Raw genomic sequence first — 13726 nt, forward strand, 5'->3', positions numbered from 1 at the left:
CGTCTGCCCTTTCTTCCTATTATGAAAATAAAGGAGAGAATCCCATGCGTACTATTTTGGTGCAAATCCCGCATCACCTCATTCCTTCGTTTATGACAGAGAGCACATTAGCCAAACTCGATTCACTCGGCCGTGTCGAATGGAATCCTTTCGACCGACCGTTTACGGAGGATGAGCTGAAATCCCGCATCCGCGGAGTGGACACCTTGATCACCTCCTGGCGCTGTACTCCGGTTAGCGACGCAGTGCTGGATGAAGCGGACCAGCTTGCTCTCGTTGCCCATATGGCCGGCTCGATTCGCCCGGTATTTCCAACGTGGTCGGTGTATGACCGCGGCATCAAGGTGCTCAACAGCAACTATGCGATCGCCGTGTCGGTGAGCGAGTCGGTATTGGCGCTCATTTTGGCGATAGGGCACAAGATCTTGGCGGTGGACCGGGAGATGAAGGCCGGGATCACATCGAAGCATGTCGGAATGGAAACTTATGAGCTGAGGGGGAAAACGGTCGGTCTCGTCGGTCTCGGCATGGTGGCGCGCGAGGTTATCAAGCTGCTGCAGCCCTTCGGAACAACCATTTTGGGGTATGATCCCTTTATGTCGGAGGAAAAAGCCCAAGAGCTTGGGGTGCGTCTGCTTTCGCTGCAAGAGCTGCTAACGCAGTCCGATATCGTATCGCTGCACGCGCCCAAGGTACCGGAAACCTACCATATGATTGGACGGGAGGAGCTCGCACTCATCAAAGACGGCGCGATCTTCATCAATACGGCACGCGGGGACTTGATCAATGAAGAGGCGCTGCTCGCCGAATTGAAAAAAAATCGCTTTTATGCCGGGCTCGATGTGTTTACCCGCGAGCCGCTCGCGGTGGATAGCGAATTCCGTAGAATGAACAATGTGATTGTCCGGCCGCATTTGGCCGGCGTGAATCCGGATTCGTGTCTGCGCATCGGAAAACTTATGGTGGAAGATATGGAAAGGTTATATAAGGGAGATGCGGTGTATTTCGAGGTCAAACGCGAGCAGCTAGCCATTATGACTTGATCTTGGTCTAGCCTTAAAAGGAAAAAGGAGGAGTGGTTAAATGCAATCTGAGGATATGAACAAAGGTTTGGCGCTATCTCTGCTTTGGCAAAAGAGGCTCCTAGATGGAACGTTTGATAGCGTCACAGAAGAAGTACACTGGGATCCAATACAAACGGCAGTGATCATATGCGACATGTGGGATCAGCATTGGTGCAAAGCGGCTTCTGAGCGTGTCGGAGAAATGGCTTCACACCTGAATGAGGTCGTTATGAAACTACGGGAAAAAGGTACGTTTATTATTCATGCGCCAAGCGACACTTTAAAGTATTATGAGCATCATCCTGCAAGATTGACTGCCTTAAACGCGCCTCGCATTGAAACAGAAGAACCCCTTCAGAACTGGGTGAGACATGACATCAAACGGGAAGGGGTATTTCCGATCGATGATTCCGATGGTGGGTGCGGATGTGAGCCGAGATGTTTAGAAGGGAAACTTTGGTCGCATCAACATAAGGCGATCGTCATTATGAATGAAGATGCCATAACCGATAACTTTGAAGCCATCTATTTATTAAAACAGCGCTGCATCAAGAATGTTTTAATAATGGGCGTTCATACCAACATGTGTGTCTTAGGCCGGCCGTTTGGCATTCGCCAATTAGTCACACAAGGCTTTCATGTTGTATTGCTACGAGATTTAACTGACACCATGTATAATCCGAAAATGTGGCCATATGTCGATCATTTTAGTGGGACGGATTTGGTATTGCAACACATCGAAAGATATTGGTGCCCAACCATATCAAGTAACCAGATCATCGGAGAGCCCTTTCGTTTTAAGGGCAATCTTCGTTGAGAAACACTGCTTACTTACAGATCTCTCGCTTGGGAAAGTTTACTTCTATACTTAACGGTTTATACGGTATAATGGAATGGAAAAAAATGAGAGGACAGGTGAGTGAGCATGAAGTATAGAAATATGGGCAGGACGGGACTGAAAGTCAGCGAGATCAGCTTGGGAAGCTGGTTAACTTACGGCGGTTACGTGGAAAAGGAGCGGGCCGTACAGTCGATCCATCAAGCTTATGAACTAGGCGTCAATTTTTTTGATACGGCCAACGTTTACGAGCGGGGCGAAGCGGAACGCGTGGTGGGGGAAGCGCTGCGTCAATATCCCCGCGATTCTTATGTGCTGGCTACCAAGGTATTTGGCAATATGGGGGATGGCCCGAACGACCGCGGATTGTCGCGCAAGCATGTCACGGAACAATGCCATGCAAGCTTGAAGCGGCTCGGAATGGATTATATCGATGTGTACTACTGCCACCGCTTCGACGAGAACGCGCCGCTGGAAGAAACGCTGCGAGCGCTTGACGATCTCGTGACCCAGGGCAAGGTGCTTTATGTCGGGGTCAGTATGTGGACCGCGGCCCAGATGCTGGAAGCGCATGCTATTGCCGACCGTCTGCTGCTGGACCGGATTGTCGTCAATCAACCGGCTTATAATATGTTCAGGCGCAGTATTGAAGAAGAAGTCATTCCGGTAGGAACAAAATTGGGAATCGGCCAAGTCGTATATTCGCCACTGGCCCAAGGCATCTTGACCGGTAAGTATCGCAAAGGTCAGGCGGCTCCGGAAGGTAGCCGTGCGGTAAGCAAGAACTGGAACAGCGATCAATTGAAGGAAGAACAGCTGGACAAAGTGGAACAGCTGGACAAAATCGCAGCCGAATTAGGGATCAAGATGTCGCAGCTGGCGATCGCCTGGGTGCTGCGGCAAGCCAACGTCGCCAGCGCCATCATCGGAGCAAGCCGGCCGGAGCAAGTCGAAGAGAATTGTCGGGCGGTAGACATCACCCTGACGGACGATACGCTGCGGGCGATAGAAGAGATTTTGAAATCATGACGCATCTGGCATGGCCATAATTGCCTAAATGGAGCCGTCTCTGGTCACGAAGTAGAGGGCGGCTCTTGGTTTATTCAAATGGAAACAAGAAACAAGCGTTTTTGGTTTGTCCGGCGACACAAACATAGGTGCTTTAAGATCCCAGTAATTTCAAAGCACATATTTTTGTGTCGTGAAGCCACGACAAAAACATATGTGCATAATCGTTTTACGACACAAACATATGCGCATAATCGCGAATGAAATTTGGACTACGGCAACATGTACGAGCTGGGCGACATCGCGGCTTGCGTCGTCGTCGGCGTGTCAACGACAGGGAATCGGAACGGTTCCCGGTATTTTGGCGGGTGTGCTGATTTTCGGCGTCATCAACTACGGCTTGACCTTTATCGGGGTGAGTCCGAACTGGCAGTTGATCATCAAAGGATTGATCATCTTCGATGCCGTTGCTTTCGATATCCGCAAATACTTGGCCAGAAAATAAACGAGGAGGAACAAGGAAATGAAGGCAGTAGTAAATTACCAGGCCGGCCCTAAGATGGTAGAGATTCGCGACGTTGAGGTGCCGTCCGAGCTCGGGCCGAAAGAGGTTTTAATCCAGGTCAAAGCTGCGGGTGTATGCGGCAGCGATCTCCATATGTATCACGACATCCAGGGCTTTCCGGTTAAAAGGCCGGTCACGCTTGGGCACGAATACTCGGGGATTGTGGCGGATGTAGGGTCCGAAGTTACTCTTTTCAAAAAGGGAGACAGGGTCGTCAGTGAAACCCCCGCTTATATATGCGAAAAGTGCATTTATTGTCGCTCCGGCCAATATAATCTGTGTCCGGACCGTAGAGGCTTCGGCGTACTCGAAGACGGCGCCATGGCGGAATACGTTAGAACGAGGGAGGCCATCGTTCACAAAGTGCCTGACAACGTTTCCTTTGAAAAGGCGGCTATGACGGAACCAACCTGCGTGGCCTATAACGCGGTCGCCCATCATTCCCATATTCGCCCAGGTGACTATGTCGTTGTATTCGGGCCAGGTCCGATCGGACTCATGTGTGTACAGATCGCCAAACTGTTTTCCCCAGGCAGATTGACCATCGTCGGAACGAGCAAGGATAAAAACCGTTTGGAGATCGCCAAACAATTCGGTGCAGACGCCGTTATAGTCGGCGATGAGCAGGATGTCGTGAAAGAAATCATGTCCTACGGAGACGGCTTCGGTCCTGATCTAGTAGTCGATGCTGTGGGCATTTCCGTCACATTGAAGCAAAGCATCGAAGCGGTTCGCCCGGCAGGACAAATCACCAAAGTTGGATGGGGCCCGGCTCCGGTCGGATTTACGCTCGACCCGTTGATCCAGAAAGCGGCCCGCCTGCAGGGCTCCTTCAGCCACAACTATCCCATGTGGGAAAAAGTGCTGCTGATGATGGGCAAAGACGAGATCGACCCGCTTCCGATGACGAAGTCTTACGACATCAAGGACTGGAAAGCGGCGTTTGACGTAATGGATTCTTTGGCTCATGCCAAGTCGATCATTTTGCCGAATTCCTAAACAAAAATAAAAATAGGAGAGATACCCATGAAGCCGATTGTACAGATATCCCTGGATTTGACGAATATCAAGGAAGCAGTCGAAATGGCGGAGATTGCGGTGGAAGCCGGCATCGATTGGATTGAGGCCGGGACGCCGCTGCTGCTGGGAGAAGGTCTCCATGCGGTGGCAGCGTTAAGAAAAGCGTTTCCCAATCATCCGATTGTTGCCGATTTGAAAACGATGGACGGAGGTTATCTGGAAGCTGAAATGATGGCGAAGGCCGGCGCAACCCACGTTGTCGTAATGGGCGTTGCTCATCCGGCCACCATTCGGGCAGTCGTCAAGGCTGCCAGAGATTTCAACATCCAGGTCATGGGCGATATCATGGCCGCTCCGGACAAGGTGGCCTGCGCCAAAATGCTCGAGGCAAACAGTGTCGATTATATCATCGTACATACCGGTTTTGACGAAAGAGGAGAAGATCCGGAAAGAAGTCCGTTCGATCACTTGCGGGAGGTTGTTGAGGCGGTTTCCATCCCGGTGCAGGCTGTCGGTGGCCTTTCTGTGGCACAGGCGGCGGAAATGCCTAAACATGGTGCTCCGCTTGTCGTTGTCGGTGCGCCGCTTGTCATCGACAAAAAAGTATTCCGCCCCAGCACGGACAAGTCTGAATTAAAAGCAGTACTGGAAGACTTTGTAGCCAAAGTGAAAAGTAATAACTAAGAAAAGGGGTCTCTCAAGATGAGAGGAAAAGAAACTGCCCGCATCGCCGTATTTCCGAAAGGCTACATGGATGAATTGAGTGACGGTAGAATGACTTTGTTCGAATGGATTAAAATGGCGGGCACCCTGGGTGCCTCCGGTCTGGAATTATATCCGCTATTCTTGAAACAGACCGATGAGGGATATTTACGCCAAGTGAAGGAGGCCGCCCAAAAGCAGGGGCTGGAAATCCCCATGATGTGCTCGTCACCGGACTTTACGCATCCGGACCCCGCTTACCGCAACCAGGAAGTCGTGAAAATGAAACAGATGATCGATGTAATGGCCTATCTGGGACCGGAGTCATTCCGAAGCTGCCGGGTGTTGTCGGGGCAGAAAAGGCCGGAGGTATCGAGGGAAGATGGGATTCGCTGGACGGTAGAAGGTATCAAGCAGCTTCTTCCGTACGCGGAGGAAAACAGGGTCCATCTGGTCATGGAAAATCATTACAAGGACGGATTTTGGCTCTTTCCCGAGTTCGCCCAGCAATCTGATATTTACCTGGAGATCATCCGCCAGATTTCCTCCCCTTGGTTCGGCGTAAATTACGATCCTTCGAACGCGACCTTTGCGGGGGAGGACCCGCTGAAGCTTCTCGGTGAGGTCAAACACCGACTCATTACGATGCACGCAAGCGACCGATACTTGAAGGAAGGATACACCCTGGACGACCTTAAGGACTATTCCCTGCAGGGTTACTCGGAAGCACTGGCCCACGGCGTTATCGGAAGAGGCATCAACGATTACGACGCGATTTTTCAGGAGCTTCAACATATCCATTTCCGCGGCTGGATTTCAATCGAGGACGGTATGAATGGGCTTGGCGATTTGAGAGAGTCCGTGGTCTTCCTGAAAGAGAAAATTGCCGGATATTTGGGAGGAGAATAATACGTGAAGGCGTTTATGATACACGAGCCCGAACATTATTCGGTTGTCGATGTTCCCGTTTCCGAACCAGGGGAAGGCGAAGTACTGGTGCGCTCTATGTACGCGGGCATCTGCGGAACGGACGTGGAGCTTGCAAAAGGGATGGTCCGAGCGGATGCGGTAAATTATCCGTGTATCCCCGGTCATGAGTGGAGTGGCATTGTGGAAAAGATCGGACCTGGCGTCAAAGGGCTTAAACCAGGAGACAGGGTAGTGTCAGAAGGCGTCCAGCACTGCGGTCACTGCCGGTTTTGCCGGCAGGGGCAGACCAATCTGTGCGAAAATATGAAGGAGCTGGGCTTTACGAAGCCGGGCGGCTTATCCGAATATGTCGTCACCAACGCCATGATGGTTCACCGATTGCCGGATAACTTCCCGCTGGATATGGCAGCATTGATCGAACCTACCGCCGTCGTGACTCGCGGGGTTTGGCGGGCCAAACCGAAACCGGGCGAGATCGTTGCGGTCATCGGACCGGGGACTGTAGGCCTTTTAGCGGTGATGATCTCCAAGCTGTTCACCCCGCGCAAAATCATCCTGATCGGCGTCACCGACGAGACGCTGGAGCTCGGCCTAAGCTTGGGCGCAACGGATACCGTCAACTTAACGAAGGAGGATGCCGCAGCCAAAGTCTCGGAGCTCACGGCCGGGTACGGTGCGGATATAGTCATCGAATGCGCGGGCAAGAGCAGCGCAGTAGATATGGCTTTTAATCTGGTTCGAAGAGGCGGCAAGACCGTTCTGCTCGGAGCGGCCGGCACAGAAGCAAAAATGGAACTCTACAGCGATATTTTTCATGTCAAGGATATGGAGATTCACGGGATTCTATCCTACACGAAAGAGACTTGGCAGGATGCCGTCAATCTCGTGACGAATCGCTTGATTCCGGTAGAAAAGTTAATTCGGAACCGATTTGCGCTTCAGGATACAGACCAAGCCTTGAAGCTGCTGGAATCGGGTAAAGGAATCGGAAAATCGTTAATTGAGCTTGTGTAAGAAGGAACATCAACCAGGCGGCTACGGCTGCCTGGTTTTTTGGAGACACAGGGGAAATTCTGGAGCGGGTGAGCTTTCCAACCACAACGCCGGAGGAAACGTTGGCGCGGGTGATCGGCTTTTTTCGGGACAAACCAATACAGGTGATCGGCATCGGCACATTCGGCCCCATCGATTTGGACCGAAACAGACCGACTTACGGGGGTCAATTACCACGACGCCGAACATTTTAATGAAGAGAAACTTTTCATTTAAAGACAAAGCACATATGTTTGTGTCGGCGGACATCTTGTCAACTGTCGGGTGACAAGAACATTATCTCATTAATTGCCGCGTAATTCGCGGCTTTTTAGTTTTATGGGCTAAAGTTCTTGTCAAAACCAGATGACAAGAACTTTAGCCCATTCCCGATTTTGACAAGAACATATCTCATTCCCGACTGGTAATGGGGAGTGTACCCCGTGTGTACTTAACCAAATTCAAATATTACTGAACGCGGAGCCAAACCGGAAGGGGAACGCAGGGAGATAACGCAGGAGTCAACGTGTGAGTCCAACGGAAGGGAACGCTATGGAAAGCTAACGTGAGTCAACTACGAGTCAACGTGGAGCTAACGTTTGAGTCCAATTGTATAAACGTTGTTGTCAGGCGCTCCCTGCCATCGAAAATCATAATTTACTTCATACATTTTTTACAGGTTAGTCCAGAAGGCAAACATACCCGCCCACCCCTTGGGGCAGTCTGTCGATTTCACACGTTGACTTGCTATGCCGGCGGTCGAACGCCGTTAAGCAAATCCCACGTATTTAATCCGAATGTGTTTTGGAAGTGCGGGTAATCCACAAGACTGATGAATGTTCCGCCCCATTCGAGCCCAGCTTGCTGTCCTAACCTGCCCATTCTTATAAACTGCTGCGTATCGGTCGACATTTCGTCATTCTCGAAAGGCGCCGCGTCGAAAGCAAATCCCCAGTTATGATAAGAGTCTCCGCCTCTCGCATTCGTCACGATTTGGCCCGGAGCCCATCTGCCTTGTGCAAACAGCCGATCCTGCTCATCCCAGCTGCGGAACGCCGCATAGATGCGAACATCCATGCCGGCTGCACGCGTTAATTCAAGAAATCTTCTCGCTTGTGCCTCGACGCGAGGGTGAAGGGAGCTAATTGTACTCGAGCTCATAAGGGTTTCATAGTTGTCCCTGGCATTCGGGTCAAACAATCTGCGCCTTGTCCTCGGTTCGATAATGCCGGATGGGTAAAGTCCGTGGTCTCTTTGAAATCTCTGGACCGCACTTGTCGTGGCCGGGCCGAACCAACCGTCTACGGCGCCGACGGAGTAGCCCCTCGTATTCAGCAATTTCTGCACGGCCATTACATTATCGATCAGCACTTTCCAGGTCAACGGCCCGACGATCCCATCCCGGTTCAATTGAAACCGGTCTTGAAAGTTTTTGACCGCATCGCTCGTTCTTTCATCGAAATAACCGCTTATCGGAAACCCGTTATAATTTAGCGCCAATCCGTTCATATTTATCTGAAGCAATGATACATAGCGGCTCGAAGAGCCTACCCTTAAGACCGGCAGCACCAAGATGCAACACCCTTTCCTTAGTACAAACATTACATTATGTACTCTTATCCATAGTTTACGGAAGGATGTCGTTGTCCGTGCTAGGGGGAGCGTAAATTATTTTGTGTAAATGGGATTTGCCAACAAAGTTTCTCATGAAGGCTTTATATGGAGGGGCGGGCATGCCTATTTGTAATTGAAGAATTGAAGATTTGGCTCGGAGAATCGTTCCTCCCAAAGCTTCTCCTCCTAATATAAAAAAATGAAAGAAGCAATGGCACATGTTCGAGATTTTATTGAAAATGGTGGGAAGCAGTTGGCCATCGATGAAAAGAGATATGTTCTTGATCTCTTAGTTGACACTTGGAAGAACTTTCGAATAAACCGGGTGTTATCCTTCAGAAGAAATTTAAGCTGATACAGTCAAAACCTAGAAATGAAAAGATTATTGTAGAGTTAACGAATGAATAGTTTTTTTAACAGTACAGGCACGGATAGACAGAAGCCCACATAAAATGATACTAATCTCATCGTGGGGGTGGCTGACGTGCCTGGATTTTTTTCAGCAATAGCGTTATTCATTAAAGAATTAATGCTGCTGGTTTCATATGTGAAAAATAATGCTTTTCCCCAACCGCTCGCCGAAGATGAAGAAGAGAAACATTTGAGGTTAATGGCTCAAGGGAACCAACATTCCCGGAATTTGTTGATTGAACATAATCTTCGTCTGGTCGCCCATATAGTAAAAAAATTCGACAATACTGGGGAAGATCTAGAGGATCTTATCTCTATAGGAACGATTGGATTAATCAAAGCAATCGAATCGTTTTCGCCTGATAAAGGGACAAAATTAGCAACGTTCGCGGCGCGATGTATTGAGAACGAGATTCTGATGCATCTGAGGTCGCTTAAGAAAACGCGCAAAGACGTCTCGCTTCATGACCCCATCGGTACGGACAAGGAGGGAAATGAAATTACATTGATCGATATCCTCGGTACGGAAGCCGATGATGTCGTGGAAAAAGTGCAGCTGAAGATCGAGAAGTCGAAAATATATAAGAATCTGGACATTCTAGATGAACGGGAAAAAGAAGTTGTAGTTGGTCGCTTCGGTCTGGAACACGGCGGGGAAGAGCGGACGCAGAGGGAGATTGCTAAGGAGCTTGGCATCTCGCGCTCTTATGTATCACGGATCGAAAAAAGGGCGCTCATGAAGCTGTATCATGAGTTTTATAAGGCGAAACGTTAGTTCATTTCAATGATGAGGCAGCTTACCGGTGTGGGCAAGCTGCCTCAGTATATGGAAAAGGAAGGTATGTAAAAATGGACGAGCTTATTAAATTGGTAGGGGATAAAATAAATTCCCTAAGATCCTCAGTAGATTATAACAAAAAATATTTTGATTTCCCTTTTACGAACAATTGCGATCACTACTACAAATTGATGCTGTTGCACAACAGGCTGGAAGTCTGGGAACAATTCGAGAGAATTTTATTATCTTTTAGAAATTCTCGGTGCAAAGAAATTAGGATTGTGGTGCAAAGCTCTTAAATCCATGATAACATGATTGAAATGAAGTCATGAGATGGAGAAATTACATTGGAAAAGGAATTAGATTTGTTTAAGTAGAAGCAGTATGAATCAGAGATGATCTTGCTGACAATAAGATGGTATTTAAAATATAGCCTTAGTTATCGTAATCTAGTGGAGATGATGGAAGAACGAGGACTACATATGGCTCATACAACCATCATGCGATGGGTTCACCAGTTTGGCCGGAATTAAACAAGCGAATTCGTCCCTTTCTAAAACCGACCAACGATTCCTACCGAACGGATGAAACCTACATCAAAGTCAAAGGACAATGGAAATATCTTAACAGGGCAGTGGATTCAAACGGAAATACGATTGATTTCATGCTTTCTGAAAATCGAGATACTTCCGCGGCCAGACGATTCTTCAAGAAAGCGTTGACCTCACCACACAATCAATCGCCGCGTGTGATCACCGTCGATAAAAATCCAGCTTACCCTATCGCAGTCCAACAATTGAAAGACGAGAAAGCCTTGAATCAAGAAACATTACTACGACAACAGAAATATCTAAACAACATAATTGAACAAGACCATCGATTCATAAAGAAAGTTATTAAACCAATGATGGGATTTAAGTCTTTTAATACTGCAGAGAAAACAATTGCCGGAATCGAAGTCATGCATATGATAAAGAAAGGGCAGGTCGAATGCATTCATTCGTCTGTCCTTTCTGCAGTACAATTAATCAATAATATGTTTGGTTTAACAGCATAATCAAACAACAATAAGGCGACTATCTTTGATCCATTTTAATAGTTGCACCAAAACCACTCGAACTCATCGTTCGGGTTTTTCTATTTTCACGGAATTTTCATCATTTTAACGTACGTGTGTGAAAAATATCACATATTACTTTTTACCAAGTGTTACAATGAGATGGAATACAAAGGAGCTGATACCATGGAAGCTTTGGAACTAGCAAGATGGCAGTTCGGCATTACGACCATCTACCACTTTTTATTTGTGCCGCTATCGGTTGGCATGGCCTACTTAATCGCTTTTATGCAGACGATGTATGTATTCAAGAAGGATGACCGGTACAAGCAATTAGCCAAGTTCTGGGGCAAAATCTTTCTCTTGAACTTTGCCATCGGTGTTATAACCGGAATTATGCAGGAATTTCAGTTCGGGATGAACTGGGCGGATTATTCCCGGTTCGTAGGCGCCGTATTTGGCGGTCCTCTGGCGGTGGAAGCGCTGGTGGCTTTTTTTCTGGAATCGACGTTTCTTGGCATTTGGATATTCGGATGGGAGCGCTTGTCCAAAAAGCTGCACCTGGCTTGCATCTGGCTTGTAGCGCTGTCGGCAACGGTGTCCGCGTTCTGGATCTTAAGCGCCAACTCGTTTATGCAGGAGCCGGTCGGTTATGAGATTGTAAACGGCCGCGCGGAGATGACGAGCTTTTTCTCCCTGCTTGCCAACAAGCAGCTGTGGGTCGAATTCCCGCACGTCATTTTCGGGGCACTATCTACAGGCGCATTGTTCGTTACGGGCATCAGCGCCTACAAAATATTGCGCCGCCAGCAGACAGAGCTATTCAAAAAGTCATTTTCGATCGGCATTGTCCTGGCGCTTGTGTCCAGCTTGCTGACTGCCTTTGCCGGACACGATCAAGCGCAGCATCTGATGAAATCCCAGCCAATGAAGATGGCTGCGTCCGAGGCACTCTGGCACACGAGCGGAGAAAGCGCGCCGTGGACGGTGATCGCCGCGATCGATCCGAAGAAGCAGGAAAATAGCTTCCAGGTCGACATCCCTTATGCGCTCAGCATATTGTCCAACAACAAGCTGTACGGTCGTGTACCCGGCATACTGGACCTGCAGGCGCAGTATGAACAGAAGTACGGACCCGGCAACTATATTCCCCCTGTACGCACCTCGTTCTGGAGCTTCCGGATTATGGTGGCAGCCGGGATGGCTATGATTGCGCTCGGCCTATTCGGCACCATAGCGGTCGCACGGGGCCGGCTGGAATGGCATCGCCAATATTTGAAATGGATGCTTCCCGCGATCGCGCTGCCGTATATCGCCAATACGACGGGCTGGATTATGACCGAGGTGGGCCGTCAGCCATGGATTGTATTCGGATTGCAGAAGACAGAAGCCGGCGTATCGCCACTCGTCAGCAACGGGATGGTCGCCACGACTTTAATCGGATTTACGCTAGTATACGGGATACTCGCAGTAATCTTTGTTTACCTGGTCATGCGAGAAGTGCGTAAAGGTGCCGAAGACCCGGCTCATGACGATTCGGATGGCGTACAACAAGCCGATCAGCGTCATCTGGCCTCACTGTAGCTGGCGACCTGCCGTCTGGATATGTTCGGAGAATGGATGTTTTGACATGGCGGATGCTTCGCGTTCGGTCATGAAGATATGAAAGTGGGGCGAATGGATCATGCTGGAAACCTTGTGGTTTATATTGATAGCCGTGTTGTTTGTCGGCTTTTTCTTTCTCGAGGGCTTTGACTTTGGAGTAGGCATGTTATCGCGGTTCCTCGGCAGGACGGATAAGGAGCGCAGGGTGCTGATCAATACGATCGGCCCGTTCTGGGACGCTAATGAAGTGTGGCTGATTACGGCCGGCGGCGCGATGTTCGCCGCTTTCCCGAATTGGTATGCTACGTTGTTCAGCGGTTTTTATATTGCGCTGTTCTTCATGCTGCTCGCCTTGATCGGACGCGGAGTCGCCTTCGAATTCCGTAGCAAGCTGGATAGTCCGAGGTGGCGTAATACTTGGGATTGGGTGATTTTCTTCGGCAGCCTGCTGCCGCCGCTGCTGTGGGGCGTTGCGCTGGCCAACTTGATGAAGGGCGTCCCAATCGACCGGAATATGAATTACGTCGGCACCTTTTGGGATCTGATCTCCCTTTATTCACTGACGGCCGGCGCCAGCATCGTACTTCTGTTCCTGCTTCATGGGGCGTTATTCCTGTCGCTCAAGACGGAAGGGGAGCTGCGTGACAGGGCTCGCGGCGTAGCGCTCAAAATCGGGGCCTGGACGAGTGCGGTCATGTTCTTGTTTGTTATTCTCAGCTATTTTCAAACGGACATGTTTACCTCGAATGGAATCGATCCGGGGATGGTTCCGATTCTCGCAGGGATGGCGCTATTTTCCGTTCACTTCTTTATCAAGTCGGGCCGTGACGGTTGGGCGTTTGTGGCGACCGGAGCGACGATCGTCTTGTCGACGATTACGGTATTCATGCTGCTGTTCCCGAACGTGATGATTTCGTCGCTGAATCCGGACTGGAACTTGACGATTTACAATGCTGCGTCTAATGCTTACACGTTAAAGGTTATGACCATCGTCGCCCTGACGGTTATTCCGTTTGTGCTGGCCTACCAGATTTGGACGTACTGGGTATTCCGCAAACGGGTCAGCGCGTCGGATCATCTGGATTATTAAAGGACTTCCCTT

At 49.4% G+C, this 13726-nt stretch carries 11 protein-coding genes and 2 pseudogenes; 12 read left to right on the forward strand and 1 reads right to left on the reverse strand.

Annotated features, from left to right (window positions below; all coding sequences use genetic code 11):
- Nucleotides 1-44 precede the first annotated feature (44 nt).
- From O9H85_RS20545 to O9H85_RS20580, 8 genes and pseudogenes are all read left to right on the forward strand, one after another.
- The gene (locus O9H85_RS20545) at nucleotides 45-1043 is read left to right on the forward strand and encodes a hydroxyacid dehydrogenase (RefSeq protein WP_269883288.1); all 999 of its coding nucleotides are present in this window, start codon (nucleotides 45-47) and stop codon (nucleotides 1041-1043) included.
- 40 nt (nucleotides 1044-1083) lie between these two features.
- Nucleotides 1084-1881 carry a cysteine hydrolase family protein gene (locus tag O9H85_RS20550; protein ID WP_269883289.1) on the forward strand — a complete coding sequence of 266 codons (798 nt, stop codon included), beginning with the start codon at nucleotides 1084-1086 and terminating at the stop codon, nucleotides 1879-1881.
- A 108-nt stretch (nucleotides 1882-1989) separates the two neighbouring features.
- Nucleotides 1990-2931 carry an aldo/keto reductase family protein gene (locus O9H85_RS20555; protein ID WP_269883290.1) on the forward strand — a complete coding sequence of 314 codons (942 nt, stop codon included), beginning with the start codon at nucleotides 1990-1992 and terminating at the stop codon, nucleotides 2929-2931.
- A gap of 249 nt (nucleotides 2932-3180) precedes the next feature.
- A pseudogene (locus tag O9H85_RS20560) lies at nucleotides 3181-3415 on the forward strand (beta-methylgalactoside transporter); the annotation flags it as partial.
- A gap of 18 nt (nucleotides 3416-3433) precedes the next feature.
- On the forward strand, nucleotides 3434-4474 hold the full coding sequence (locus O9H85_RS20565; RefSeq protein WP_269883291.1) for a zinc-binding dehydrogenase: 1041 nt from the start codon (nucleotides 3434-3436) through the stop codon (nucleotides 4472-4474).
- Nucleotides 4475-4501: 27 nt separating this feature from the next.
- Entirely contained in the window at nucleotides 4502-5179 is a 678-nt protein-coding gene (locus tag O9H85_RS20570; RefSeq protein WP_269883292.1) for an orotidine 5'-phosphate decarboxylase / HUMPS family protein, read from the forward strand.
- A gap of 18 nt (nucleotides 5180-5197) precedes the next feature.
- Nucleotides 5198-6106 (forward strand): sugar phosphate isomerase/epimerase family protein, encoded by a 909-nt coding sequence (locus O9H85_RS20575; protein ID WP_269883293.1) that lies wholly within the window; start codon nucleotides 5198-5200, stop codon nucleotides 6104-6106.
- A 3-nt stretch (nucleotides 6107-6109) separates the two neighbouring features.
- Nucleotides 6110-7141 (forward strand): zinc-dependent alcohol dehydrogenase, encoded by a 1032-nt coding sequence (locus O9H85_RS20580; RefSeq protein ID WP_269883294.1) that lies wholly within the window; start codon nucleotides 6110-6112, stop codon nucleotides 7139-7141.
- A 765-nt stretch (nucleotides 7142-7906) separates the two neighbouring features.
- Here the strand turns inward: O9H85_RS20580 and O9H85_RS20590 are convergent.
- Nucleotides 7907-8731 carry a peptidoglycan-binding protein gene (locus O9H85_RS20590; protein ID WP_409348173.1) on the reverse strand — a complete coding sequence of 275 codons (825 nt, stop codon included), beginning with the start codon at nucleotides 8729-8731 and terminating at the stop codon, nucleotides 7907-7909.
- A gap of 526 nt (nucleotides 8732-9257) precedes the next feature.
- On the opposite strand from O9H85_RS20590, the gene sigK reads away from it, so the two are divergent.
- The 4 genes and pseudogenes from sigK (at nucleotide 9258) to cydB (ending at nucleotide 13714) form a co-directional block, all read left to right on the forward strand.
- On the forward strand, nucleotides 9258-9959 hold the full coding sequence (gene sigK, locus O9H85_RS20595) for an RNA polymerase sporulation sigma factor SigK (RefSeq protein ID WP_269883295.1): 702 nt from the start codon (nucleotides 9258-9260) through the stop codon (nucleotides 9957-9959).
- A gap of 398 nt (nucleotides 9960-10357) precedes the next feature.
- A pseudogene (locus O9H85_RS20600) lies at nucleotides 10358-11019 on the forward strand (IS6 family transposase).
- 186 nt (nucleotides 11020-11205) lie between these two features.
- Nucleotides 11206-12603, forward strand: a complete 1398-nt coding sequence (locus O9H85_RS20605) for a cytochrome ubiquinol oxidase subunit I (protein ID WP_269883296.1) — start codon at nucleotides 11206-11208, stop codon at nucleotides 12601-12603.
- Between the two features lie 100 nt (nucleotides 12604-12703).
- Entirely contained in the window at nucleotides 12704-13714 is a 1011-nt protein-coding gene (cydB, locus tag O9H85_RS20610) for a cytochrome d ubiquinol oxidase subunit II (protein WP_269883297.1), read from the forward strand.
- Nucleotides 13715-13726 lie beyond the last annotated feature (12 nt).

It is taken from the genome of Paenibacillus gyeongsangnamensis, from assembly GCF_027533625.1.
Taxonomy (GTDB): Bacteria; Bacillota; Bacilli; order Paenibacillales; family NBRC-103111; genus Paenibacillus_G; species Paenibacillus_G gyeongsangnamensis.